This is a genomic window from Gilliamella sp. B2887 (genome assembly GCF_026537015.1).
GTDB lineage: Bacteria > Pseudomonadota > Gammaproteobacteria > Enterobacterales > Orbaceae > Gilliamella.
Genome location: NZ_JAFNMX010000001.1, coordinates 189,357 through 215,255, shown reverse-complemented (window position 1 = coordinate 215,255; position 25,899 = coordinate 189,357). Strand labels below are relative to the sequence as shown.

The following is a 25,899-nucleotide window of genomic DNA, read 5'->3' as shown; positions in this document are numbered from 1 at the left end:
CTTTTAATATAAAATTATGTTGCACTGAAGGGCTTTATCAAAGTTATTTTAATCATTGCTCTTATACTTAAAAATTTCTTTTTTAAAAAGTATTTTGGATTTATGCTACGTGCAATAACGATTTTAATTCCTGTAGTTTTCGTTGTTATTGGTTTATTAGCATTAATAGGTAGTTGATTTCAATTATTAATCAAAATTAAAATACTTTGAGTATCTATGCCGTACTAGTGTGTCGTTATGTTTAAAAATTGTATTAATCATCTTATTAGTCACACCTGTTGTCAATATTCATTAAAAATTTCATTTACCACCATCGATAAAAATGATGCGTTGGTCCAATTCCTTGACCAATTTTTAAATCATCCGCATGACTTATCGCACCTTGCAAGTATTCTTTTGCTTGTCGTACGGTGTGTTCTAAATTATGTGTTGGTAACAAAGCTGCAATTGCTGCTGATAATGTGCAACCTGTGCCATGAGTGTTTTTAGTTTGGATGCGTGATGATACCATTTTGATGGTTTTTGTTGGGGTGATTAAATAATCGGGGCTTTCTTGACTTTGCAAATGCCCACCTTTTATTAATACCGCTTTACAGCCGAATTTTAATAAGTCATGCCCCTGTTGTTGCATTTCATCTTCGCTTTTTGCCTCATCACATTCCAGTAAGGCAGCAGCTTCAGGTAAGTTAGGTGTTATTACCGTGGCTAAAGGTAATAGTAATTCACGAATTGCTTTAACTGCATCAGATTTTAAAAGTGAATGTCCACCTTTAGCAATCATTACGGTATCTAGCACTATATTGGCAATAGGATTATCATTTAATAGATGATAAACCGTAGTCACAATCTCTTTATTCATTAACATACCTATTTTTACGGAATCAATTTTGATATCACGATAAAGGGTGTTAAATTGTGCGGCTACAAATTCGGGATCGATTGCCATCACACCATTTACTCCTTGGGTACTTTGGGCCGTGAGCGCTGTTATTACCGACATTCCATATGCTCCGATCGCAGAAAAGGCTTTTAAATCGGCTTGAATTCCGGCACCACCACTTGGATCAGAACCGGCCATTGTTAAGGCCACTGTTGTCATAATTTTTCTTCCTATCTTAATTTAATTGGTTGTATTTTTTCGAGTAGCAATAACGTAGATTGTTGTACATTTTTTTGACCACAAATAGCTGACACCACCGCGATACCTTCAATGCCGGTTTGTAGTATTTGTGTGGCATTGTTGGTATTAATACCGCCTATAGCGACAGCAGGGCATTGTTTTAGATTAACTAATTGGGATAATTGTGGCATGCCTATTGCTGGTTCTGCATCTTGTTTAGTGGTGGTAGGATAAATAGGACCAATCCCAATATAATCGACAAGTTGCCATGGAACCGCATTCAGTTGTTGACGATTGGCGACCGAAAATCCTAACCACTTATCATTACCGATTAATTTACGGGCAACATCGACAGGTAAATCGCTTTGCCCAATATGGACACCATCGGCATCAACGGCTAGGGCAATATCGACATGATCATTAATCAATAAGGGGACGGTAGTGTCATTTAGCAGCTCTTTTAATGCCAGTGCGGTGTGATACCAATCTTTGCCAGAAAAGTCATGTTCTGATCTTAATTGTACTGCCGTTACCCCATTGGCAACAGCTATTTTGGTGGTTTCTATCATGCCTTTAATGCCACCGCATAACATTGGATCTAATACTAAATAGAGACTTAAATCGAGTTGTTTTTTCATGTGATTTCTTTATACATATAATGAGTTAAATAGTGAAAGCTTATCCAATAATGACACAGAGTAAGTGCCTAATCCTTGATGTTTATTGGCAAGCTCGCCAGCTTTTTTCATCATAAAGCAAGCTGAAGCCGCTGCAAGTAAGGGATTAGTTGATCCGGCAATAAACGCTGCAACCATGGCAGAGAGCGAGCAGCCGGTGCCTGTAATTTTAGTTAGTGTAATATCGCCACCTTTGATGCTATAAGTTTCCGTGCCATTGGTGATATAGTCGATACCGCCCGTAATAGCAATAATGGTTTGATGTTTTAGTGCTTGCTTTTTAGCTGCATTTAAAGCAGATTCGGTGGAGTCTTGACCATCAGGACCTTTAGCAGATGTGGTCTCACCATTTAATGCCAATATTTCTGATGCATTGCCACGCACTACTGTTGGCTTAAAAGCTAATAATTGTTGGACGATTTCACTGCGATAGGCGAGCGCAGGCCCAATAGCAACCGGATCAAGTACCCATGGTGTTTGATTTTGTTGAGCGCTAGCAGCGGCTAATAACATACTTTGCGCACTGCTGCTATGAATGGTACCAACATTGATTAATAAACCACTGGCAATTTGTGCAAAAGTAGCAACTTCTTGTTCCGCAATGACCATCGCTGGCGATGCACCAATCGCTAATAAGACATTGGCGGTAAAGTTCTGTACGACATCATTAGTAATACAATGTATTAATGGAGATCGTTGTTTTATGTGATCAATAAAAGGCCTAACTTGAGCTAGTTGTAGAGTATTGATGGCAGACATATTCTTTCCTTACTACGATGTTTAAAATTAATTAAGGGAAGAGTGGCCAATCTAGAATTTTCAAGGCTGAGACTTCCCTACGCTGGTATAATCCAGATCAGGTTCAACGGGTAAAATCTCAGTTTTTTGTACTTTACAAAAAACACCCCGAGTCAAAGAGTATTTATTATGGACTGACTAAAAATTTAACACAAGCTATTGTAATAATTTTTCTATATCAGTTATATCACGACGGTCGGGTAAGAAGATGATAAGATGATCGTTACTTTCAATGGTTAGATCGGTATTAACGATAATCACATCTTCCCCACGCACTACTGCACCGATAGTGGCACCTGAAGGTAACTTTAAACCATTGATATTTTTACCAACCAGTTTGGAACTGTCTTTATCCCCCTGAGCTACCACCTCTACTATTTCTGATTCACCTTGCCTTAAAGAGACAACTTTGACTACACCTGTTTGCCTTACATGACTTAATAACTCTGAAATAGTGGCGTGTTGTGGTGAAATAGCAATATCAATAACACTATCATTAATCAGTTCAAGGTAGGCTTGCTTTTGAATTAAAACAATAACTTTTTTTGCGCCCATTCTTTTAGCCAGCATTGATGACATAATGTTAGATTCATCGTCACTTGTTACGGCAATAAATAGATCAGTCAGTTCAACTTGTTCTTGTGATAGTAGCTCTTGATCTGACGATTCACCATGTAAAACAGTGGTATTGACCAATTGTTCGGCAATTAATTCGGCACGCTCAGCATTACGTTCGATTAATTTGACTTGATAATCATTTTCTAAACGTTTGGCTAGGGCAACCGCTATGCCGCCACCGCCACTAATAATGATACGCTTATAAGGTTTTTCAAGTCTCTGTAATTCACTTGTTACTGCTTTGATGTTGCTAGGTGGAGTAATGAAATAGACCATATCACCAGCCTCAATAAGTGTGGAAGCTAATGGGCGAATAAAGCGGTTTTTTCGATATATTGCAACAACCCTAGCTTCAACATGGGGTAAATGTTCTTTCAGTTCAGACAGTTCACTTCCGACTAATGCTCCACCATAATAGGCAGTGACTGCAACCAAACATACACGATTATCGTAGAAAGAAGCAAACTGTAAAGATCCTGGATATTGTACTAACTGACTGACATGATTGGTAATAAGATTCTCTGGAGCAATAATATGGTCGATATTAATGCAATCTTTATTAAAGAACGAATATTTTTCGTCATTATATTCTGGTGCGCGAATGCGTGCGACTTTTTGCGGAATATTAAACATGACATGACCTATTTGGCAAGCCATCATATTGACTTCATCCGAATTAGTGACGGCAACCAGCATATCAGCCGATTCAGCACCAGCGCTTTCTAATACTTGTGGGTAAGATGATTTGCCACAAATGACCTGTAAATCAAAACGCTCTTGTAAAGATTGCAATTTATCATGATTTTCATCAATTACAGTGACATCGTTTTGTTTTTCGGTAACAAGGTATTCAGCTAAAGCACTGCCTGTTTGTCCGGCACCAAGAATAATAATCTTCATAACCAACCCATATATTCAGATGACTTTAATCGTTACTCATCATATCCATTAATTAAAGCCAATCTATACTATTTTTTTGTGATAGGTAATAATTTTGAATTTTAACTATCAGTTTTTTGGTTTAGCAGTTAATGGCTTATTGTTTATACAAAACCAATTGCATCATAAACCTTTTTCAAGGTTGGTTTGGCTTTGGAGCGTGCTTTTTCTGCCCCTTCTTGCATGACTGAAAGTAAATAATTCTCATCATTACGAAATTGGTAATATTTAGTTTGTAATGCGGTTAACATATCAATCACTTGAGTTGCCACTTCGGTTTTGAGGTGCCCGTACATTTTGCCTTCAAACTCTTTTTCAAGTTCAGCAATTGGTTTACCGGTAATACCTGTTAAGATATCGAGCAGGTTTGATACGCCAGCTTTATTTTTTAAATCATAACGTACTACTGGTGGTTCGTCAGAATCGGTCATTGCCCGTTTAATTTTCTTTTCAATATCTTTAGGATTTTCGAGTAAACCAATCACATTGTTGCGATTTTCATCTGATTTAGACATTTTTTTGGTTGGGTCTTGTAATGACATGACCCGCGCGCCAACCTTAGAAATAAATGGCTCAGGTACAGAAAAAATATCACCATAAAGTGCATTAAAACGCATCGCAATATCGCGTGATAATTCAAGATGTTGTTTTTGATCGTCACCAACAGGTACTAAATTGGCTTGATATAATAATATATCTGCCGCCATCAAAACAGGATAATCAAACAGTCCAGCGTTAATATTTTCAGAATGACGAGAAGACTTATCTTTAAATTGCGTCATACGGCTCAATTCACCAAAATAGGTGTAACAGTTTAATGCCCAACCCAGTTCAGCATGAGCGGGTACCTGTGATTGTACAAAAATAGTACTTTGCTTCGGATCGATACCACAAGCTAAATATAAGGCTAATGTATCAAGTGTTGCTTTACGCAGTTTTTGCGGATCCTGACGTACAGTAATGGCGTGCTGATTGACGATACAATAAACGCAATCATATTCGCTTTGCAAAGTTACCCAGTTTTTTAAAGCCCCTAAATAGTTGCCAAGTGTTAGTTCGCCTGAGGGCTGAGCGCCACTAAATACAATCGGTTTACTCATAATTTATTCCTAATCTGGTTATTTTTTATCTTTAATCATTATTTTTTAGCTTCAGCTTTGGGCTGAGGTAATAAGGTTAATATATCTTTAAAATCATCAAATAAAAAATCAGGATTGCTGGTCGCAATCGAGATGCCATAATTGTATCCATAGGTTAGTGCAACAGTAGGGCATTTGGCATTTTGGGCAGCAGTAATATCGTTTTTAGAATCTCCCACAAACAATAACTGATCGCTGAATAAACCGAAGGTTGCCATGACTTGGTATAGTGGTGCTGGATGTGGTTTTAATTTAATAACATCACCACCTCCAAGTATCAGGGAAAAGTACTCTTTTATGCCAAGCGATGATAGCAAATCTGGTAAAAATTGAGCGGGTTTGTTCGTCACTAGTGCCAATGAATATTGATTATTATGCAGTGTTTTTAAGGTTTCTTTGACATGAGGGAATAGCTTAGTTTCGGCATCGATGACCTTGTCATAATGTTGATTAAATAGTGCTTTAGCTTTGGCAAATTGTTCAGCTGATGGTATAACATTAATTGCTTTAAATATGCGTTCTAACATCACATCAATGCCATTTCCAACAAAGTTTTTTACTTGTTCATTTGTTATAGTGGCAAGTTTTAAATCTGCAAGCATATTTTGCGCAGCAAGCGTAAGTCCTGGCACACTATCAACAAGTGTGCCATCTAAATCAAAGGCGATTGCTTGAATATCTTGTAATTTATGCATATGTAACTCCTGCTAACTGTTGGCGCATAGCGTCAATTACCGTTTTATAATCTGGTTCACCAAAAACAGCTGAACCTGCTACAAACATATCGGCACCAGCTTTGGCAATTTCGGCTATATTATCAACTTTAACGCCTCCATCGACTTCTAAACGAATATCTCGTCCCGAATCAATAATGCGTTTTCTTGTTTGTTGTAATTTTTTTAAGGTGGAAGGAATAAAAGATTGTCCGCCAAAACCAGGATTAACGCTCATTAATAAAATAATATCAATTTTATCGATTACATAATCTAAATAATCTAATGGGGTGGCTGGATTAAATACAATACCAGCATTGCAACCATGATCTTTGATTAACTGTATCGCTCGATCCAAATGGATGGTCGCTTCCGGATGAATAGAGATATTCGTAGCGCCAGCTTTGGCGAAAGAGGTAATTAATTCTTCGACTGGCGAAACCATTAAATGCACATCAATCGGTGCGGTAATCCCATAGTCACGTAACGCTTTGCAAAACATTGAACCCATGGTTAGATTTGGTACAAAATGATTATCCATTACATCAAAATGGATAACATCTGCACCCGCATCAAGTACTTTTTGAGTATCTTCCCCAAGGCGAGCAAAATCCGCGGACAATATTGATGGTGCAATAATAAATTCTTTCATAACCTACCTCTAAATAATCAACTTTACATATAAGCTTGCTCATGACTTTTTATATAAAGCTAAAATCTCATCAATCTTTTTTCTGCTTCCACCTGCACAACTGATTGAACGACGCATTTCTGCTCGGTAAAGATAACTCGCCTTATTATAGAGCGTCATGGTGTATTCAGTATAATGGTTAGACACCAGTACGGGTATATTTTTTTTATATGCCACTGTTTCCGCTAATTTAGACAAATTTTTGTGCTCTTCAAAGCCAAAAATATTGGAATAATAAGACGTAAATCCTCCTGATTTATTAGGTGGAATATAAGGTGGATCACAATAAATCACCGAATTTTGTTCAGCCTTTTGCATGACCTCATGATAAGGCGCACAAATAAACTCAGCCTTTTGTGCTTTTTCAGCAAAAAAGTAAAGTTCTTTTTCAGGGAAATAGACTGTTTTATATCGACCAAAGGGTACATTAAATTTTCCATTAGTATTATAACGACATAACCCGTTATAACCATGTCGATTGAAATAGACAAAGAGTAACGATCTTAAATACTGATCGTTACTACCATTAAATACATCTCGAAGTTGGTAAAATGCCTCAGATTGATTATTTTGCTCATTAAATAATGGTTTAAGATCATTAATAAATTGATCAGGGTTTGTTTTTAGTAGTTTAAATAGTGCAATTAAATCATGATTGATATCAGCTAAAATATAACTTTTGTAATCGGTATTTAAAAAAACAGAACCTGCGCCAACAAAAGGTTCAATTAATTGTTCCCCTTCTGGTAGATATTGCTTAATTGTGTCTACAAGCGCATATTTTCCTCCGGCCCATTTTAAAAAGGCTCGTTGCTTCTTCAACGGTTGCTCCTATTTTTTCGTTGCTAGTAGGATAAATGGACGATATCCTTTATTAGTTTACTATTTTTTCTTTATTAACCATTGCTCCCGACTTAACCCATGGTTTATCTTTTTGGAGAGCTGTTGGTAGTGACTTGATCGCTTTATGAGCCTCATCAATTGATGAATAATTACCTTTAACTAAAATAAACCATTTACCATTGCTGTATTGAGTTTCATAAATATGGTAATTCGCTATTTTATTTTGTGTAACAAATTTTTTTAAGCCCTCAATCGACCTAGATGCAGTAATTTGAATCACATAATGATCATCTTTTATCCTAGAGTTTTTAGCTAAACTATTTTTGTCGTCGTTTAGATTAACTATCTTTTTAGTTGGTTTTTTTTCGCCATTACGATTGGCATTTGATGCCATATTTGAATTATCAGTTGAAATTATACCATTACTGTTATTTTCAGATGGTTTTGGCACTTCAGGTTTAGATGGATTCAATCTTTCCAAATTCACCAATGAATTATCAGTAGTTTTTCCATTATCTGTAACATTGCTTTGTCCATCATAAACAGCATTAATATTATCCGTTTCAACTGTTGAAGCAACACCGTTAACCACAGGAGGCGTTAAAGGCGTTGGTTCGCTTTTTCGTGAAGGTCGGAAAATAATCAAGCTTATTATTAAAAAAATAACTAGGATTATCAAACCGCAAATAATAAGTTTTTTCTTTGGATAATTTTGAAGAAAATTAGGCAATTTTAATGGGGGCGTTGAATCCTTGCTAGGTTGTTCTGATATATAACGATCGTCTTTATCTACACGCATATTTCCTCCTTAACCTATCAAAAGATTATTGCCTTATAAAGTACCATTATTTCTAAAATAAGCGACTTAAATTTGCTCTATTTTCTCAATAATATAACTTGCAACACCTTTAGCACTTTGTTCATCAGTTTTGATTGTAATATCCGCAATTTCTTCGTAAAGAGGTTCTCGCTCGCCGGCAAGTTCTTCGTAAAGTTCTCTTGGAGTATTGCCGCCTTGTAAAAGTGGACGACGTTTATCTTTTTGCGTTCTAGCCATTTGTTTTTCAATGGTTGTTTCAAGATAAACAACAATGCCACGAGCCGATAATCGATTACGAGTCTCTTTCGATAATACTGAACCCCCTCCGGTTGCAAGTACTACGCCTTGTTTTTCAGTCAATTCATTAATGACTTTTTCTTCTCTGGCTCGGAATCCGTCTTCACCCTCTAAATCAAAAATCCATGCAATATCAGCGCCTGTACGTTTTTCAATCTCTTGGTCTGAATCAAAAAATTCCATGCCTAGCTGTTGTGCAATCTGTCGGCCTATTGTGCTTTTTCCTGCCCCCATTGGGCCAATTAGAAAGATATTTCGCTTTTCTGCCATTGTAGTTTCATCATCTATTAATTTTGGTTAAAATATACAACACAACATTAACGTTCAATGATTTATTTAATCATTCGCATTGTTAACTGTGTAACTTTTCTTGGATCTCCGTCTAACGACAAAAATTTAGGTCGGTAATTATCTCAATAGATAGTACCTTTTTGCAATAAGTATTTATAATAGTTTTTAGCTTATTCCCGCTTGATGTAAATCATGAATATTTAAAGCGCCTACTAATTCACCTGAACTATTAACGACAGGTGCTGCGGTAATATTATGATCATTAAATGATTTTAAAGCTTCTACTGCTTTCCAACTCTCAGGTATTTGATAGCCAGGGCTTGTCATAACAGAGCTAATACTATCTTGCAATGTACCATTTTTTAGTAATAATCGACGTAAGTCTCCGTCGGTAAAAACACCAATTATTTTATTATTATCCTGACAGATTGCAACTAAACCCACTCCAGTTCGGCTTAATTCTAATATGGCATCGAATACCGTTGCAGTCTGAGGTACTTTTGGAATTAAATCACCTTGTCTCATGACATCTTTGACATGATTGAGTAATTTAGCTCCCAAACTACCCGCAGGATGAGAGCGAGCAAAATCTTCTTCTTTGAATCCACGAGCACGCATAACTGCGATAGCGAGTGCATCACCCATTAGTAGAGTATTGGTTGAACTTGAAGTCGGTGCAAGTCCCATTGGACATGCTTCTTGTTCGATTGATACATCGAGTACTGCTTGCGCTGATTTAGCTAATGGAGAATCCAATCCACCTGTAATGGCTATCACAGGTACGTTCATTGCTGACAGCATTGGTAAAATAAAGTTAAATTCTTTTGCTCGTCCAGAGTATGAGATAAGAATGGCTACATCATTTTTAGTGACCATACCTAAATCCCCATGTAAGGCTTCAGATGGGTGCATGAAAAAAGCTGGACTACCGGTGCTTGCTAATGATGCTGCGATTTTTTTTCCAATATGTCCGGATTTTCCAATACCTGATACAACGACTTTCCCTTTATTTGATAAAATAAGTTGACACGCTTCAATAAAATCTTTACCTAGTCGATCAGGTAATTTTTGGGCTTCTTGAAGTTCTAATTCAAGAAGTTCTCGACCATATTGTAATAATTTGTTCATATTTACTAACCTAATATATTTAAATATAAGTAAATCATATAGCTATAATCGATAATCAATAATGGTTAATTATAATCAATCATATTGCTAACAGTGTATCATTAACTATAGAAGATTCAAAAAAAGAAAGTTTTGATGTAAAAAAGTTTCAGGTGAACATAATGTTTTAGTAAAAAAATATTGAGAAATTTATTTTAAAATCCTAATGCAACTTTTATACCTAATGTTATTAAAATAATACCTAATAATTTATCAATAATTATTTGTATTTTAAAATATTTTCGTTGTACAGCTGGTGTTTGGAATATATACACAACAAAAGGCCACCAAATAACAGCTTCTATCCAAATGATAAGTGCTACCAAAAGTTTATCAATCATTGATGAATTTGCACTTAATACTTGAGTGAAAATTGCTAAGAAGTAGAGTGTTGCTTTAGGATTAAGTAGATTGCAAAATAGGCCTTGCATAAAGGCCGTTTTAGCGGAAATACATTTGATGTTCGATTGTTGAATAAGATAAGTTGTACTTGCTTTCTTTGCTAGTAATGCTTTTATTCCGAGCCATAATAAGTAAGCTGAACCTGCATAACGTAATCCATTATAAAGAATCGGTGTTGTTGCAATGAGTATGGCAATACCGGCAATACAATAACTCATATGAATTAATATCGCCATAATCACGCCTAAACAAGACATCAACGCGATTTTTCGGCTATAGCTCAAACTGTTTTTCAGAATCAGAAAAAAATCAGGTCCCGGTGAAATCAATCCTAAAAAACTGATAGTGATGACTAGCATTAATGTATCGACTGTCATTTTATACCTATTTAAATACTTGTGCAGAATTATTTATCGTTGCAATTTTTGATTTATATTGCTCAATAAATTGTTTTTTATTTAAATTGGGCTCGGTTAGGTAATCAGTTAAAAATTTAGCATTACTCTCAACTTGCGCACCATTTAAAATTAAACGAGGTAGATCAATTTGGTAAATGACTTGATCGGGTGTTTTATGTAAATTTTCAGTTTTAGCATTGGTGAGTAGGTAAAGTTTGCGCTCTTTTTGGGATAAGCGATTAATTGTTGCAGTGCCTGCACCCATCATTAAATGATCGGGGAAAATATAAAACACAGTGTTATCCAATAATCCATTATCTTTTAAATATCGGATAAATTGTCCAACATTATAATCGAGCGAAGCAGCGACAAATGACATATTATCATCTTTAGGTGATATGACTGATTGCATGCGTTCATCATTGAAGCCATTAGGCGCATGAGTTGAAACTGTTGAAATAAATAAAGCAAATGGCTTACCTGAGCTGTTCATCTCAATAATCTGTTTTTGAGCTATATCTAAAATATCCTTGTCGTATAATCCAAATGGGGCATTGGGATATTGACCAACATAAGTTTCTTCGGAGACAATTTGCATACCAAATAATCCAGCTGTGTGCCCAATTCCTGCAAAGTTAGGACCCGCCATTACATAACGTGTTTGGTAGCCTGCCTGTCTAAGTACATCCCCCAAGCTTACTAATTGTGTTTGGTTTGCTTTCATTAATGGTGAGGTTGTGTATCCTCCAATTAGAAATGGCATGCCTGTCATATAAGTATACATTGAAGCGGTAGTCCAACTGCTGCCCGTACTCATTGGCATATTAGCAAAGAAGGTATAATCTTGGCGTAATTGTCGTAGATTGGGTGTAATTTCTTCAAAATCCAAAAAGCCTTGTTCAAAAGATTCAAGAGACAATACGATAATATTTTTGCCCTTTTGGCTTACAATTTGATCTTTGGTTGGATAGTCAATCATATTTAATGATTGTAGCGCTTGTTGAAACGGTTTATGAGGAGCACTCGTTACTTGATATATTTCATACAAACGACTTAAAGGACCGTTAGGGTAACTTATTGAGATGATGGCAAAACCGGCAAATAATAAGCGAATAAATAACCGACATTTACGTTTGTATAGATTGGCCAATTTTGACAATATAAATACCAACCCAAAAAAGACAGCAATAACTAGTACCGCTTGCAGTTTAAAAATGAACAAACCTTCAATGATATCATTTACATTTAAATTCACAAAAAACTGATAGTTAATAAAACCACCACTAAAATAGACAGAGGTGAGTTCCATCACGATGAAAACTGTCATTAAGACAATAATCAGTAATTGCCATTTTTTTTGTTGAAAAAGTGAAGCAAAAGTAATGGTTAATATTAAAAAAGGCAAAATAACGAGCGTAGATAAGGGCATAAAACGTGTTACTCAATAATCAATTTTAGCAACAGTATATACATAATATTAATAAATAAAAAAGTGCTATTGCAATTTTGTGACATTCAAAATAATTAAAATTGATTTTTTATATTATTTTGATGATTACTTAATCTTTCATTTTTGTATAGTCTAAACACAAAATTCATTTATGTTAATTAATGAAATAAATGGCAATTAACTTTTTCAGTTCTACTATTAACTTCATTAAATAAAAGAAATAACTATGAAGAAGTTAACTATCTTTATCTTGTTTATATTTATTTCATTACTCTCCTTTGTTAAAGGACTTGACTGTTCACATAAATCTATGAATCAAGCAGCGAGATGGATGCGAATGAAGACATTATCGCTATGGGGGATTTGAATTCTTCAAAACCAAAATAAAATTATTGGCATTAGAAAAAAATGAATACCAATAACACGATTAGAAAAAAGTGTATTTAGACGCAATTATATAATTTTGTTTTTATGATGATGGCAAAAGCTATCAAATGATTACCTAAAGTGATTCTAACTAGGTGACTCAAGAAATGTTGTTGATTTTTGTTTACAGAATTTAAGTAAAATTTGTTTTGTCAAAAGATAATTGATAAAACAATTGAATTTAAAGTAAGTTTTCACAGATGAAACCAGCAATAAAAACTGTCGTATTTAACTACCGTTTTAATATAAAATTTTTTTATAATCCAAAAAAAAGATTGAAATAATATGCTGATTAAGTGAGGATAATTGCTGATGATGTGTTTTTAAACCAATAAGTGCAGTTATGCTTAATGGTGAATGCAATTATTAACAAGGAGCCAATATGTTCAGTAAAGATATGACCATTGCCAATTATGATAAAGAATTATGGAATGCCATCAAAGGTGAAGAACAACGTCAAGAAGATCATCTTGAGCTAATCGCATCCGAAAACTATACCAGTCCTCGCGTAATGCAAGCACAAGGATCGCAATTAACCAATAAATATGCCGAAGGTTATCCAGGTAAACGTTATTATGGCGGTTGTGAATACGTTGATATTGTTGAGCGGTTAGCTATTGAGCGAGCAAAAACGTTGTTTGGTGCTGACTATGCTAATGTGCAACCGCATTCAGGTTCACAGGCTAATTTTGCTGTCTATATGACATTATTAAAACCAGGTGATACGGTGCTAGGTATGAATTTGTCAGAAGGCGGGCATCTCACACATGGTTCACCAGTCAGTTTTTCAGGTAAATTATATAATGTAGTCGCTTATGGTGTTGACGAAACTGGACATATTGATTACGAACAATTGGCAAAAATAGCTTTAGATTCAAAACCTAAAATGATTATTGGTGGTTTTTCTGCTTATTCAGGTGTGGTCGATTGGAAGCGCATGCGCGAGATTGCTGATAGTGTCGGTGCGTTCTTGTTTGTGGATATGGCTCATGTTGCTGGTTTAGTTGCCGCAGGTGTATATCCTAACCCAGTACCTTTTGCTCATGTAGTTACTACGACAACTCATAAAACATTAGGCGGACCTCGTGGGGGGTTAATTTTAGCCAAAGGCGGTAGTGACGATCTTTATAAAAGATTAAATTCATCTGTCTTCCCTGGGGCTCAAGGGGGACCTTTAATGCACGTAATTGCCGCCAAAGCGGTAGCTTTAAAAGAAGCGATGGAACCAGCCTATAAAGAATATCAACATCAAGTAATAAAAAATGCGCAAGCCATGGTTGATGTTATTTTAAAACGTGGTTATAAAGTGGTTTCAGGTGAAACGCAAAATCATCTATTTTTAATTGATTTAGTGGATAAAAAAATTACAGGTAAAGAAGCTGACGCCGCATTAGGTAGCGCGAATATTACGGTAAATAAAAACAGTGTACCAAAAGATCCGCAAAGCCCATTTGTGACATCAGGCGTACGTATCGGTTCACCAGCCATCACTCGCCGAGGTTTCAAAGAAGCAGAATCACGTGAGTTGGCAAATTGGATTTGTGATGTTTTAGATAACATTGATGACGAGCAAACTATTCAAACCGTAAAAGCTAAAGTATTAGCTGTTTGTCGTCGTTTACCCGTTTATCAACACTGATTGACTGTTATTTAGTTAACTTTTGCCGACATAATCAGTCGGCAAAGTTTGTATTGGCTATCGGCTTGAATCTCCGATAGTCATTTCATTTTTTTATGATTTTCACTTACGTTGTTATTATTATGAATGTGTGATTGTTGTTGCACATTTTGTTGAATATGATGTTGTGGTTCAATAAATTTGTTTAAATAACCTTTATGCCAAAGCCAGCCACCGCTAATCCCCACACCTAATAATATGGCTAACCAAAAAATAGCGATGAGCCTATGATTGTTCTGTTTCATGGGATCACGCAAATTTCGTTTAGCATTATTAGGTAGTTCGGCTTTGCTCGTGAGCAATCCGCCTAACATTAAGTTAATTTTCACTTGTCCATTTATTGCCCAGCCTGATGCTTCGAGTAAGGGTCCAAGTGTACGACGGCGTAGTTTTAGCCATGCTAAGATTACTGAAGGTCCAGAGACAATCAAAAATAGCCCAAAAATAACTAATGGGAATTGCCACCAAGCGAGCGAAAAGATTGCTTGAAAAATAGAGGCTAATGCTGTACCAATAGCTCCAATAGCTAAACCAATTGCAGCAAAAATCCCCATGCTTTTACCAATATCGAATTTATTAGCAGGATTTTGTAAGGCTTGTTCGCTAGACTTTTCGATATCGGCATCTTTATCCGTTGCCCATTTGTTAATTTGTTCGGTAATTAAACGACCAAAACGTTGATATGGAGCCCAAATGGCTTGTTGAATACTGATAGGTTTGGTGATCATTTTAATCACATTGGCATCCCAATCATTCCCTTCATTATCAATAAACACACCATTACGACCTTCAATCAATAAATCACCTTGTCCAGCGGTTATTGCCGCTGCAATCAGTTTCTTTTCACCATGACGGGTACATTCACAATAGAGTAAACAAAGCTCAGAATAATTTGCCATATTGGCATGTTTGGCAATGTTATCGACGGCGACACAAAGGGTAGCACAGCGACCATCAATATACAGTTTACCTAGCTGAAAAGCAGCTCTTTTTTCGGGCGAGAAGAAATCAGCAAACGAGGAAAAATTAACCAGTAAGCGATAAAGATGTTTATGAAACAAAACTAACTTTTCAAGCACCAGCACATCGGATGCTGAAATAGGGGTTTGGTTATCTTGCTCAACCATTTGCTTGAATTCTATTAATAAATCTGAGTTTAACAATCTGGAGATAACATCATTGTGAATGTCTTCTATACTCGCTGTTGGCTCGATAGCAACATTTAATTGTACAAGTTCTGGTTTTGAACTGATCAACGTAGTGTATTCTTGTAAGCTGTGTTGAATATTTTGCCATTCTTGTTGGGTTAGTTGGTCAGGATTAGATAATGATGAGGAAACTAAGGTTTTAAAACGAGTAATTTTTTCTTTCCAAAGCGGATTTAGCCCATTGACTAAATCAAGATAACGGGTGGAGTCAATTTTTGATAAAGGTAATTCAGATAAAGCTTCATCTGAGAGTAAACCATTTTCGTTAGGGACAATATATTTTTCGTCTACATTGAGCGCTGTTTGTGCTTGTGGAGCATATTCGGCCAATTCAACACGTAGAAAATAATCATCAATTTTGGGTTTTAAAAGTTGGACTAATTTCCAAATTTCTGCTCGGTTTTCACCAAATGGAGTTTGGGTGTTGCTAATGTCAGTTTGCCACAGCTGCCAAGTTTTAAGATTATCCATAAAGGTTTGCGCAATCTCTAAGTTAATGCCATCTTGCCCACTCATATCTTTCATGGCACCGGTTGTTTTAATTGCCGTTTGAATGAATGTTTGCATTTCAGGTGATAACTCGGCAGAAGATGGAAAAATTAAATCACCATTGTAAAGCTTACCTGCATTAATTTTTATCGAATCTTGCACATCTTCTTGAGTTAAATAATTTATATCATGTTTGTTTAAATTCGCAAGAATGCTGTGTGCAGTAACGGAAAGTTTTTTACCTTGTTCTGTTGAGGTGTTGATTTCAGATAATGGTAATGTGTTAGAGGATTGTAAAATACTGCCAAACGATAATATTTTGTCTTTGGTCCAACTAATTGCATCTAAAATATCCGGTATACGAATGCGTCCGTCTTGGTCTGTATCAAGTAAAGCTAAGGTTCGTTTATCAAAATCTAACCCTGTAGTTGGGCAACTTAATGCTACCCATAATTTAGGATCTAAATCAGGTAGATTGATAATGTCGCTAGCGTTTTTAAATACAACTTGATCTAATCCACCGACCCGTTGGAATGTCCACATATGACTCATAAATAACCTCCGTACCAACATATTATTTGCATATTCAATTGGTAATAAATTTTTTAAACTAAAATTATCAATAAATATCGTTGCATTTGTTTCTGTTATCGAAGAGAAACACAATTCTGATTTTGTAAGGGTTTTATATTCTTTGTAAGTTGAATTTTAGTTGCCTTTCACAACTTTGTGATAGAATAACGCTTTATTATTTAATATCCAAATAAAAATCATAAATATGTCATTAATTAATCTTACCAATGCTTATCTTTCATTTAGTGATGCACCACTATTGGATCATATTGATATGGCGATAGAAGCCAACGAACGTGTTTGTCTTGTTGGTCGTAATGGTGCAGGTAAATCCACTTTACTTAAAGTACTTAATAAAGAAGTACCATTGGATGAAGGGCAAATTGTTTATGAAACTAACGTTATCGTATCACGCTTACAACAAGATCCTCCTCGTGATATCCAAGGTAATGTATTTGATTTTGTGGCAGAAGGATTACAAGAACAATCGCAGTTATTAAAGAACTTTCACGAATTATCGCGTCGAGTTGAGCTAGAACCCAGTGAAAGTAATTTAACAAAATTAGCTAAAATGCAAGAGCAGTTAGATCACCAAAATGGTTGGCAACTTGAAAATCGGATTCGTAATGTGATTTCATCATTATCACTTGATAGTGAAGCTCAATTATCATCACTTTCTGGAGGTTGGTTGCGTAAAGCGGCTTTAGCTAAAGCTTTGGTTTGTCAGCCAACAGTTTTATTACTAGATGAACCAACTAACCATTTAGATATTAAAACTATCAAATGGTTAGAAGAATTTTTAAAAAGTTTTAATGGTAGCATTGTATTTATTTCGCATGACCGTTCGTTCATTCGTCAAATGGCAACACGGATTATTGATTTAGATCGTGGCAAAATCGCTTCTTGGAGTGGTAATTATGATAATTACTTACTTGGTAAAGAAGAAGCATTGCGTGTTGAAGAACTACAAAATACCGAATTCGATAAAAAATTAGCTCAAGAAGAGGTATGGATCCGTCAAGGTATCAAAGCACGTCGCACCCGTAATGAAGGTCGAGTACGAGCATTAAAGGCAATGCGACAAGAGTATTCTGAGCGTCGCCAAGTGATGGGAAAAGCTAAAATGCAAATTGAGGAAGCATTACGTTCAGGAAAAATCGTTTTTGAATTAGAAAATGTGACTTACCAAGTTGAAGATAAATTGTTGATCAATGACTTTTCAGTACAAGTTTTGAGAGGCGATAAAATTGCACTGATTGGCCCTAATGGTATTGGTAAAACTACATTGTTAAAATTGATGCTTGGCAATTTAATACCTACATCAGGTAGTGTGCATTGTGGCACTAAGCTTGAGGTTGCCTATTTTGATCAGTATCGTTTGGAGCTTGATCCAGAAAAAACAGTGATGGATAACTTGGCTGAAGGCAAGCAAGAGGTGATGGTAAATGGTCGTTCACGTCATGTATTGGGTTATTTACAGGACTTTTTATTCCCGCCAAAAAGAGCTAGAACGCCAGTAAGGGCGTTATCTGGTGGTGAACGTAATCGATTGTTATTGGCAAAACTGTTTTTAAAACCCAGCAATTTATTAGTGTTGGACGAACCAACAAATGATTTAGATATTGAAACGCTAGAATTATTAGAAGAATTAGTCAATGATTATCAAGGAACCGTTTTATTGGTAAGCCACGATCGGCAGTTTGTTGATAATGTTGTAACACAATGTTGGTTTTTTGAAGATAAAGGGAATATTGGTATTTATTCAGGAGGCTATGCTGATGCTTTACAACAACAGCAGCAGGCACAACCTGTTAAAGTTTTAAAAATAAATACTAGTAGTCAACAAACTAAACAAGAATCAAAAACGATTAATAACCAAAATAAAGATTTTGCAGTTAAAAAGAAAGTGAAACTTAGCTATAACGAACAACGTGAATTAGCTCAATTACCAAGTAAAATAGAACAGCTTGAAATAGCAATTGCTGATTTACAAAAGCAAATTGGTCAAAATGACTTTTTTAATCAACCTCATGATATAACGAATCAAATTTTACAATCATTAAGTGATAAAGAAGTCGAATTAGAAGCTGTGTTCGACCGCTGGGAGCAGTTAGAAGCACTTAGTCAACAGTGATGAATGTTATCGCATCAATTAACAAAATTAATAAGCGCTGGTATAACCAGTGCTTATTTGCTTTTACCAGGTTTTTTTGGATAACAAGAAAAAAAGTAGTAACGCTAAAATAACAAAAATAGCACCAACCAACCCAATGTAATGGGTAGACAGTTTTACTAATACTTGGCTGCCAACAAAGGCTCCTCCTCCGATTCCAATATTATAAATCCCAGAATAAACAGACGTAGCTATATCGGTGGCATCTGGCGCGATATCGATTACTTTACTTTGCATTACCATACCAATAATGGTGATTGATAATCCCCATATCACGCCTTGCACCATCGCGGTGTAAAGGCTAAATGTGCAGAAGTAGAGTGATAATAAGCATGCCATTAATAATATCATGGGTCCAACTAATATTGCTGTTGGGTATTTACTTGCATATCGAGTAAAAATAACACTGCCAATCATGCCTGAAAATCCAATAATTAATAATAGATGGACAACAATTTCTTGACTGAATCCACCTACCTTCATCATAAATGGAGTAATATAAGTATAGGCAGTAAAATGTCCAGTGATAATAATAGCCGTTAACAAGTAAATATTGAGTAAAGCTGGACGTTTTAACACCTTTGGCAAATCTTTGAGTGAAATGGTATTAATACTTGGTACTTTGGGGAGCAAGTAAAGCAATAAAACTAAAATTCCAAAGGCAATGCCACCGATACATAAAAACGTGATACGCCAACCGACTAATTCTCCTATTTTGGTACCTATCGGAATACCGAGCACGGTTGCCATTGATGTGCCTATTACAATAAAGCTCATCGCTTTGGCTTTTTTGCCATTTGGTGCCAATCGAACAGCTAAAGGTGTGGTAATAGCCCAAAATACTGCATGTGCACAAGCGATACCAATGCGCGCTGTCATTAAACTATAGAAATTCCATGCAAAGCCAGCTAATATATGGCTTCCAATAAATAAACAAAACAAAAAAATAAGGAGTTTGCGACGCTCCATTTTGGATGTTAATACTGTCAATGGTAACGACAGTAATGATACAGCCCAAGCATATATAGTTAATAATAACCCAGCATGAGCTACATCCATTGAAAAACTTTCCGCAATATTAGGCAGTAAACCTACCGGTACAAATTCGGTAGTATTGAAAATAAATCCAGCAAAAGCTAAACAAAGAATCGACGACCAGATCCGAGAGCGCTTTTTAGCATTATTCATGATTTTACTTAAAGATGGGATAAATTGATTATTGGTAATTATAACTGAATCTTAACCATTGTTACATATATAGGAAAGATAAATCTTAATTTCAAACGCCACCTAATGAAATAAGGTGGCATAAACATCATTATGGTTCTAATTTTTATCACAGTGTTTTAACTACGTTCAATATTTTATCGTAATCAGGTTCATTTGAGGTTTCTTTTACATATTCAACATAAGCAATTTTATCATTTTTATCAACAACAAATACCGCACGCGCCAATAAACGCTTTTCTTCAATTACGACTCCATATTTTAATCCAAAATCGAGAGTTTTGTGATCCGATGTGATGTTAACTGAGTCAATTCCGTCTGCTGCACAATAACGATTTAATGCAAAAGGTAAATCGACACTGACTGAAAATATAGTGGTATCTTTTAATTTTGTCGCTTCAACATTAAAACGGTGCACCTGAGCGCTACATACTGAAGTATCAATGGATGGTACGGAGTTAATAATTCTGACTTTACCTTTGAAATCCGATAATTTAACTGGCTGCATTTCTATATTTTCGACAACAAAATCGGGCGCTTGATCACCAACTTTGATTTCTGGTCCGAGCAATGTAATCGGATGACCTTTCATAGTAACTTGATTTACTCTTCTTTGCATAATGGTTTCCTTTGTGTCGAGTTGATGGGAATGATATTTTTCATTAACTATAAAATTAGCAGCAATTAGTATCAATAATTTATTATGCATTGAAATACACAATTGATTTTATTATTAAATTTGTTAATTGTTATGTAATAAAACAAAAATCAACCTTGTCATTTTGCATATTTTTTATTCAAAGGTATATAATATTATACCCTTATTTTAATATACTAGTGATTATTATGAACCCACTTATTATCACGGTCAGTTTACTCATTTTAAGTAATATTTTTATGACTTTTGCTTGGTATGGACACCTACGCTTTTTGCATAATCAAACTTGGATTATAGCGGTGTTTATTAGCTGGGGAATTGCGCTTTTTGAATATTTATTGCAAGTTCCAGCTAATCGTATTGGTTTTCAAATAGCAACTACTGGGCAGTTAAAAATTATTCAAGAAGTTATTAGTTTATCTGTCTTTATTCCATTTTCAATCTATATCCTAAAAGAGCCTTTTAAAACTGATTTTATATGGGCTGGTTTATGTTTGCTCGGTGCTGTGTTTTTTATGTTTCGCGACAAAATCTTTGTGTAATATAAATTAAAAATCAATTGATAGACATATTCGTTTATCAATTGGTTAATCCAAAGCGATACTCCTTATAAAATTTTTAAATTCAGTAGGACTGATCGTTAGATATTGAAATGTGACTGTTGTCACATCATCAAATATCATGATTTATTAATATAAGTTCCAATTTATACAAAAGCCAGTCTTATTAAGCAGCGATTTATCGATCTAATATAAATGCTTTATATCACTTTAAAAAAATGAATAAGTAAATTTATGTTATTAAATAAATGATTAAATTTCAAATATTATTTTTTTATTGAGGAGATAAGTATGCAAAAAGTTTTTGTAAAGAGTATTATCATTTGTTCTTTGTTATGTACAAATGTGTTCGCCATTGAAGCAAAAGATGTAACAACCGATCCGGAAGATTATTACCTTAAAGTTGATCAGGCTCCAGATAGTTTGCTACTTTTGCCTCAACCACCATCTTACAATAGTATTGAATTTCTTAGGGATAAAGCCCAATATGACTGGGGGAAGTCTGTTCGTAATACTGAACGAGGGCATCAGGCATATTTAGATGCTGATGCGACGAAAAATAATGTTACTAAACGATTTTCCCCCTCTTTTGGTTATGAGATTTCAAGTACTTCAACACCAGAAATTTACAAGCTTATCACGACAATGAAAGAAGATGCAGGGGATCTTGCTACTCGGTCAGCAAAAGTTTATTATAATCGAGTTCGTCCATTTGCTTTTTTCAATGAACCAACATGTCGTCCTGAAGATGAGAAAACATTATCTACCAATGGTTCTTATCCTTCAGGGCATACTACTTTGGGGTTTGCTATTTCGTTAGTGCTTGCAGAAATAAACCCACTACGCCAAAACGAGATTTTAAAACGTGGTTATGAAATTGGGGAAAGTCGAGTCATTTGTGGTTATCATTGGCAAAGTGATATTGATGCAGCTAAAGTGATGGCAGCTGCTGTTGTTGCACAGCTACATACCAATGGGGAGTTTAATAAACAGCTAGCTAAAGCTAAAGAGGAATTTAGCCATTTGAAATAGTGAGTATCAACTCTAAAGAGGGTTTTTATTTTACTGCATTCTTTTAATCTATCTTGATATTGGCTTTTAGTCGTTAAAAGCCAATATATTTTTTGTATATTAAAGTGCTTTAAAAGATATATCTGGTAAGATGGCTTGACCTTGCCAATAAAGTTCACTCGCAATACGACCTGCGATTTGACAATAAATTTGGGTAAATTCACTCTCTTGATGATTAATGACAGTGGGTTTACCTGTATCAAGATCTTGACGTAGAGTTTTGTGTAAAGGGATCTGTCCAAGTAATGCTGTATGATATTGTTCAGCTAGACGCTTTGCGCCTCCTTCGCCAAAGATGGCTTCATGTTGACCACAATTTTCACAAATATGGTAACTCATATTTTCAATAATGCCTAAAGTGGGAATGCTAACTTTAGTAAACATGGTAATCCCTTTTTTGGCATCAATCAGTGCGATATCTTGCGGAGTTGTTACAATGACCGCTGCAGTGACTGGAATACTTTGTGCAAGCGTTAACTGAATATCCCCTGTTCCTGGCGGCATATCAATGATCAAATAATCAAGTTCAGGCCATAGTGTGTCTTGTAATATTTGCAATAATGCTTTACTGGCCATAGGTCCACGCCATACCATTGCACCATCAGAATCCACTAGATAACCAATTGAATTACTCGCCAGCCCATATGCCATTATGGGTGACATATGTTTATTATCTGGTGTTAAGGGTTGTTTCTTTTCTGTACCTAACATGGTGGGAATGGAAGGACCATAAATATCTGCATCTAAAATACCCACCGTAGCGCCTTGCTTTTGTAGTGCTAGTGCAATATTAACGGCAGTGGATGATTTACCAACGCCACCTTTACCAGAACTAATAGCAATAATGTTTTTTATATTGTGTATTGCATGTTGGTTATTGGCGCGTTTAAGTGTGGCGATATTGTATTCAATCTGCCATTTAACATCTTTAACATTAGTAAGTTTAAGTAACTGTGGTGTGACTGCTGATTTAAGTTCATCAAAAGCTACTTGCCATGCAAAAGGCATAACTAACTTAATGACTAGAATTTGATCTTCTATTTCACAAGTTTTAACTGCGCCAAGTTCAATCAAATTTTTTTGTAAGGTAGGATGAGTAAAATTTTCCAGAATTTTTCTTGCTTCCATGATTTTTAGCCTTAATTGTTATGCATTCACTTATACTCATATTGTTTTGGCTTTAGAATATTTCAAGTCACATCATTATTTATTAAATGTGAAACATATCTTACACACATAATAAATCTAACATTTATGACTTTTACACTATACAATACCATTGAGTATATAAACAAATTTTATCAAATTATGGCATAAATCTGGCGATAATCACACGTTTGATGTACTATTTCTGCCATTATGTAATAAAAGGTAATTAATTCACATGACAACGCAACGCAAAATATTGGTGACTTGTGCACTTCCTTATGCAAACGGTTCAATTCATTTAGGTCATATGCTTGAACATATTCAAGCGGATGTTTGGGTACGTTTTCAACGTATGCGCGGTAACGAAATTTATTTTATTTGTGCCGACGATGCGCACGGTACACCAATTATGCTTAAAGCTCAGCAATTAGGTATTACTCCAGAGCAGATGATTGAAGAAGTTAAAACTGAACATCAACGCGATTTTGCTGGATTTAACATTAGTTATGATAATTACCATTCAACTCATAGCCCTGAAAATCGCGAAATATCAGAACAAATATATAAACGATTAAAAGCTAACGGTTATATTAAAACTAAAGTCATATCACAATTATTCGATCCAGAAAAACACATGTTTTTACCTGATCGTTTTGTTAAAGGTACATGCCCTCATTGTAAAGCACCAGACCAATATGGTGACAATTGTGAAGTATGTAGTGCTACTTATAATCCTACCGATTTGATTGATCCAAAATCTGTCGTTTCAGGTGCAACGCCGATTTTGAAAGAATCGGAGCATTTCTTTTTTGATTTGCCCGCTTTTTCAGGCATGTTACAAGCTTGGATTCGTTCTGGTACAATGCAAGAACAGGTTGCTAATAAAATGCAAGAGTGGTTTGAAGCAGGTTTACAACCATGGGATATTAGCCGTGATGCCCCTTATTTCGGTTTTGAAATTCCTGATGCACCAGGTAAATATTTCTATGTTTGGTTAGATGCTCCAATTGGTTATATGGGATCTTTCTTGAATTATTGTAATAAAAATAATAAACCCATCTTTGATGAGTTTTGGAATAAAGATTCTAGTACTGAACTTTATCACTTTATTGGTAAAGATATTGTGTATTTCCATAGTTTATTTTGGCCAGCTATGCTTGATGGTAGCGAATATCGTAAACCATCCAATATTTTTGTGCACGGCTATGTTACCGTTGATGGCGCGAAGATGTCAAAATCGCGCGGGACTTTTATTCAAGCAAATACTTACTTAAAACATTTAGATCCAGATTGTTTGCGCTACTATTATGCGGCAAAATTATCACCACATATTGATGATATTGATTTAAATTTAGAAGATTTTGTGCAACGTGTTAATAGTGATTTAGTTAATAAAGTTGTGAATATCGCATCACGTTCGGCTGGATTTATTAGTAAACGTTTTGATGGCAAATTATCTGATAAAGTTGCAGAACCAGAGCTATATGCACAATTTGTTGAAAAAGCTAACGTCATTGCCAATTACTTTGAACATCGTGAATCAAGTAAAGCTATTCGCGAAATTATGGCATTAGCTGATGAAGCCAATCGCTATATTGACGAAAAAGCACCATGGGTTGTGGCTAAACAAGAAGGACAAGATCAAGTTTTACAAGATATTTGTTCAATGGGTATTTTTCTATTTCGCATTCTAATGACTTACTTAAAACCCGTTGTACCATCGTTAGCGCAACGTACTGAAGAGTTTTTAAATAGTCAATTAGAATGGTACAGTATTGATAAACCTTTAATTGGACATACTATTCATCGCTTTAAAGCGTTATTTAACCGTATTGATATGGAAAAAATTACTGCAATGATTGAAGAAACTAAAGAATTAACGACATCTACTGCATCTGCTAAAGAAAAAGTAGCTGAACCAATTGCTGATACCATTAAATTTGATGATTTTGCTAAAGTTGATATGCGCGTTGCCTTAATCAAGAATGCTACTTTTGTGGAAGGTTCAGATAAATTATTACAATTAACACTTGATATTGGTGATGAAACGCGTAATGTATTTTCGGGAATAAAACAATTTTATCCTGATCCTCAAGTTTTAATTGGTCGTTTGACAATTATGATTGCTAACTTAGCCCCTCGTAAAATGCGTTTTGGTGTATCAGAAGGTATGGTGCTTTGTGCAAGTAGTAAAGACGATAGTGACGGTGTTTATCTATTATCACCGGATAGTGGAGCAAAACCAGGTATGCGAATTTCATAATTCATATCTGTATTTTTAAATAACATCTTAACAAGTCAATATTCTTGTTAAGATGTTTGAG

22 protein-coding genes and 1 riboswitch are annotated in these 25,899 nt (G+C 35.3%); of the genes, 5 read left to right on the top strand and 17 right to left on the bottom strand.

Features of this window, described 5'->3' with window-relative positions:
• Window positions 1-304 precede the first annotated feature (304 nt).
• The 13 genes from thiD to J3U13_RS00895 all read right to left on the bottom strand — a co-directional run bounded on the left by thiD (window position 305) and on the right by J3U13_RS00895 (window position 12,342).
• Window positions 305-1,099, bottom strand: a complete 795-nt coding sequence (thiD, locus tag J3U13_RS00955) for a bifunctional hydroxymethylpyrimidine kinase/phosphomethylpyrimidine kinase (protein WP_267339519.1) — start codon at window positions 1,097-1,099, stop codon at window positions 305-307.
• Between the two features lie 11 nt (window positions 1,100-1,110).
• A complete protein-coding gene (gene thiE, locus J3U13_RS00950; protein ID WP_267339518.1) occupies window positions 1,111-1,758 on the bottom strand; it encodes a thiamine phosphate synthase in 648 nt (215 codons plus the stop codon).
• 9 nt (window positions 1,759-1,767) lie between these two features.
• Window positions 1,768-2,556, bottom strand: a complete 789-nt coding sequence (gene thiM / locus J3U13_RS00945) for a hydroxyethylthiazole kinase (RefSeq protein ID WP_267339517.1) — start codon at window positions 2,554-2,556, stop codon at window positions 1,768-1,770.
• Window positions 2,557-2,613: 57 nt separating this feature from the next.
• Window positions 2,614-2,716, bottom strand: a riboswitch (TPP riboswitch).
• Between the two features lie 35 nt (window positions 2,717-2,751).
• The gene (gene trkA, locus J3U13_RS00940) at window positions 2,752-4,113 is read right to left on the bottom strand and encodes a Trk system potassium transporter TrkA (protein ID WP_267339516.1); all 1,362 of its coding nucleotides are present in this window, start codon (window positions 4,111-4,113) and stop codon (window positions 2,752-2,754) included.
• Window positions 4,114-4,256: 143 nt separating this feature from the next.
• On the bottom strand, window positions 4,257-5,252 hold the full coding sequence (gene trpS / locus J3U13_RS00935) for a tryptophan--tRNA ligase (RefSeq protein ID WP_267339515.1): 996 nt from the start codon (window positions 5,250-5,252) through the stop codon (window positions 4,257-4,259).
• Between the two features lie 38 nt (window positions 5,253-5,290).
• The gene (locus tag J3U13_RS00930; RefSeq protein ID WP_267339514.1) at window positions 5,291-5,986 is read right to left on the bottom strand and encodes a phosphoglycolate phosphatase; all 696 of its coding nucleotides are present in this window, start codon (window positions 5,984-5,986) and stop codon (window positions 5,291-5,293) included.
• On the bottom strand, window positions 5,979-6,656 hold the full coding sequence (gene rpe / locus J3U13_RS00925) for a ribulose-phosphate 3-epimerase (RefSeq protein ID WP_267339513.1): 678 nt from the start codon (window positions 6,654-6,656) through the stop codon (window positions 5,979-5,981). Before rpe ends, J3U13_RS00930 begins: the two co-directional genes overlap by 8 nt.
• A 39-nt stretch (window positions 6,657-6,695) precedes the next feature.
• Window positions 6,696-7,517 (bottom strand): Dam family site-specific DNA-(adenine-N6)-methyltransferase, encoded by an 822-nt coding sequence (locus tag J3U13_RS00920; RefSeq protein WP_267339512.1) that lies wholly within the window; start codon window positions 7,515-7,517, stop codon window positions 6,696-6,698.
• A 52-nt stretch (window positions 7,518-7,569) separates the two neighbouring features.
• Window positions 7,570-8,337 carry an SPOR domain-containing protein gene (locus tag J3U13_RS00915; RefSeq protein WP_267339511.1) on the bottom strand — a complete coding sequence of 256 codons (768 nt, stop codon included), beginning with the start codon at window positions 8,335-8,337 and terminating at the stop codon, window positions 7,570-7,572.
• 66 nt (window positions 8,338-8,403) lie between these two features.
• Window positions 8,404-8,925, bottom strand: coding sequence for a shikimate kinase AroK (gene aroK, locus J3U13_RS00910; RefSeq protein ID WP_267339510.1), 522 nt, complete (start codon window positions 8,923-8,925; stop codon window positions 8,404-8,406).
• 186 nt (window positions 8,926-9,111) lie between these two features.
• Window positions 9,112-10,074: an arabinose-5-phosphate isomerase GutQ gene (gene gutQ / locus J3U13_RS00905; protein WP_267339509.1), complete on the bottom strand. Its 963-nt coding sequence runs from the start codon at window positions 10,072-10,074 to the stop codon at window positions 9,112-9,114.
• A gap of 194 nt (window positions 10,075-10,268) precedes the next feature.
• Complete coding sequence (locus J3U13_RS00900) at window positions 10,269-10,892, bottom strand: LysE family transporter (RefSeq protein WP_267339508.1); 624 nt, start codon at window positions 10,890-10,892, stop codon at window positions 10,269-10,271.
• A gap of 7 nt (window positions 10,893-10,899) precedes the next feature.
• Window positions 10,900-12,342, bottom strand: coding sequence for an LTA synthase family protein (locus J3U13_RS00895; RefSeq protein ID WP_267339507.1), 1,443 nt, complete (start codon window positions 12,340-12,342; stop codon window positions 10,900-10,902).
• An 829-nt stretch (window positions 12,343-13,171) separates the two neighbouring features.
• Between J3U13_RS00895 and glyA the strand changes: the two genes are divergently transcribed.
• Window positions 13,172-14,428 carry a serine hydroxymethyltransferase gene (glyA, locus tag J3U13_RS00890; protein ID WP_267339506.1) on the top strand — a complete coding sequence of 419 codons (1,257 nt, stop codon included), beginning with the start codon at window positions 13,172-13,174 and terminating at the stop codon, window positions 14,426-14,428.
• Between the two features lie 80 nt (window positions 14,429-14,508).
• Here glyA and J3U13_RS00885 read toward each other — a convergent pair whose 3' ends face one another.
• On the bottom strand, window positions 14,509-16,716 hold the full coding sequence (locus J3U13_RS00885; RefSeq protein WP_267339505.1) for a hypothetical protein: 2,208 nt from the start codon (window positions 16,714-16,716) through the stop codon (window positions 14,509-14,511).
• 226 nt (window positions 16,717-16,942) lie between these two features.
• On the opposite strand from J3U13_RS00885, the gene J3U13_RS00880 reads away from it, so the two are divergent.
• Window positions 16,943-18,871, top strand: a complete 1,929-nt coding sequence (locus J3U13_RS00880; RefSeq protein WP_267339504.1) for an ABC transporter ATP-binding protein — start codon at window positions 16,943-16,945, stop codon at window positions 18,869-18,871.
• Between the two features lie 63 nt (window positions 18,872-18,934).
• On the opposite strand, the gene J3U13_RS00875 is transcribed toward J3U13_RS00880, so the two are convergent.
• Entirely contained in the window at window positions 18,935-20,098 is a 1,164-nt protein-coding gene (locus tag J3U13_RS00875) for a sugar transporter (RefSeq protein ID WP_267339503.1), read from the bottom strand.
• A 148-nt stretch (window positions 20,099-20,246) separates the two neighbouring features.
• Complete coding sequence (tpx, locus tag J3U13_RS00870; RefSeq protein WP_267339502.1) at window positions 20,247-20,756, bottom strand: thiol peroxidase; 510 nt, start codon at window positions 20,754-20,756, stop codon at window positions 20,247-20,249.
• 227 nt (window positions 20,757-20,983) lie between these two features.
• Between tpx and J3U13_RS00865 the strand changes: the two genes are divergently transcribed.
• Together J3U13_RS00865 and J3U13_RS00860 are read left to right on the top strand one after the other, a co-directional pair.
• The gene (locus tag J3U13_RS00865; RefSeq protein ID WP_267339501.1) at window positions 20,984-21,337 is read left to right on the top strand and encodes a DMT family protein; all 354 of its coding nucleotides are present in this window, start codon (window positions 20,984-20,986) and stop codon (window positions 21,335-21,337) included.
• Between the two features lie 309 nt (window positions 21,338-21,646).
• Window positions 21,647-22,387: an acid phosphatase gene (locus tag J3U13_RS00860; protein ID WP_267339500.1), complete on the top strand. Its 741-nt coding sequence runs from the start codon at window positions 21,647-21,649 to the stop codon at window positions 22,385-22,387.
• Between the two features lie 99 nt (window positions 22,388-22,486).
• On the opposite strand, the gene apbC is transcribed toward J3U13_RS00860, so the two are convergent.
• Window positions 22,487-23,554, bottom strand: coding sequence for an iron-sulfur cluster carrier protein ApbC (apbC, locus tag J3U13_RS00855; protein ID WP_267339499.1), 1,068 nt, complete (start codon window positions 23,552-23,554; stop codon window positions 22,487-22,489).
• 256 nt (window positions 23,555-23,810) lie between these two features.
• Between apbC and metG the strand changes: the two genes are divergently transcribed.
• Complete coding sequence (metG, locus tag J3U13_RS00850; protein ID WP_267339498.1) at window positions 23,811-25,838, top strand: methionine--tRNA ligase; 2,028 nt, start codon at window positions 23,811-23,813, stop codon at window positions 25,836-25,838.
• The last annotated feature ends 61 nt before the right edge of the window (window positions 25,839-25,899 follow it).

Excerpts from the sequence above, each read along its gene's own strand:
- thiD (WP_267339519.1), bottom strand. The coding sequence starts at position 1,099 with ATGACAACAGTGGCCTTAACAATGGCCGGTTCTGATCCAAGTGGTGGT.
- thiE (WP_267339518.1), bottom strand. The coding sequence starts at position 1,758 with ATGAAAAAACAACTCGATTTAAGTCTCTATTTAGTATTAGATCCAATG.
- thiM (WP_267339517.1), bottom strand. The coding sequence starts at position 2,556 with ATGTCTGCCATCAATACTCTACAACTAGCTCAAGTTAGGCCTTTTATT.
- trkA (WP_267339516.1), bottom strand. The coding sequence starts at position 4,113 with ATGAAGATTATTATTCTTGGTGCCGGACAAACAGGCAGTGCTTTAGCT.
- trpS (WP_267339515.1), bottom strand. The coding sequence starts at position 5,252 with ATGAGTAAACCGATTGTATTTAGTGGCGCTCAGCCCTCAGGCGAACTA.
- J3U13_RS00930 (WP_267339514.1), bottom strand. The coding sequence starts at position 5,986 with ATGCATAAATTACAAGATATTCAAGCAATCGCCTTTGATTTAGATGGC.
- rpe (WP_267339513.1), bottom strand. The coding sequence starts at position 6,656 with ATGAAAGAATTTATTATTGCACCATCAATATTGTCCGCGGATTTTGCT.
- J3U13_RS00915 (WP_267339511.1), bottom strand. The coding sequence starts at position 8,337 with ATGCGTGTAGATAAAGACGATCGTTATATATCAGAACAACCTAGCAAG.
- aroK (WP_267339510.1), bottom strand. The coding sequence starts at position 8,925 with ATGGCAGAAAAGCGAAATATCTTTCTAATTGGCCCAATGGGGGCAGGA.
- gutQ (WP_267339509.1), bottom strand. The coding sequence starts at position 10,074 with ATGAACAAATTATTACAATATGGTCGAGAACTTCTTGAATTAGAACTT.
- J3U13_RS00900 (WP_267339508.1), bottom strand. The coding sequence starts at position 10,892 with ATGACAGTCGATACATTAATGCTAGTCATCACTATCAGTTTTTTAGGA.
- J3U13_RS00895 (WP_267339507.1), bottom strand. The coding sequence starts at position 12,342 with ATGCCCTTATCTACGCTCGTTATTTTGCCTTTTTTAATATTAACCATT.
- glyA (WP_267339506.1), top strand. The coding sequence starts at position 13,172 with ATGTTCAGTAAAGATATGACCATTGCCAATTATGATAAAGAATTATGG.
- J3U13_RS00885 (WP_267339505.1), bottom strand. The coding sequence starts at position 16,716 with ATGAGTCATATGTGGACATTCCAACGGGTCGGTGGATTAGATCAAGTT.
- J3U13_RS00880 (WP_267339504.1), top strand. The coding sequence starts at position 16,943 with ATGTCATTAATTAATCTTACCAATGCTTATCTTTCATTTAGTGATGCA.
- J3U13_RS00875 (WP_267339503.1), bottom strand. The coding sequence starts at position 20,098 with ATGAATAATGCTAAAAAGCGCTCTCGGATCTGGTCGTCGATTCTTTGT.
- tpx (WP_267339502.1), bottom strand. The coding sequence starts at position 20,756 with ATGCAAAGAAGAGTAAATCAAGTTACTATGAAAGGTCATCCGATTACA.
- J3U13_RS00865 (WP_267339501.1), top strand. The coding sequence starts at position 20,984 with ATGAACCCACTTATTATCACGGTCAGTTTACTCATTTTAAGTAATATT.
- J3U13_RS00860 (WP_267339500.1), top strand. The coding sequence starts at position 21,647 with ATGCAAAAAGTTTTTGTAAAGAGTATTATCATTTGTTCTTTGTTATGT.
- apbC (WP_267339499.1), bottom strand. The coding sequence starts at position 23,554 with ATGGAAGCAAGAAAAATTCTGGAAAATTTTACTCATCCTACCTTACAA.
- metG (WP_267339498.1), top strand. The coding sequence starts at position 23,811 with ATGACAACGCAACGCAAAATATTGGTGACTTGTGCACTTCCTTATGCA.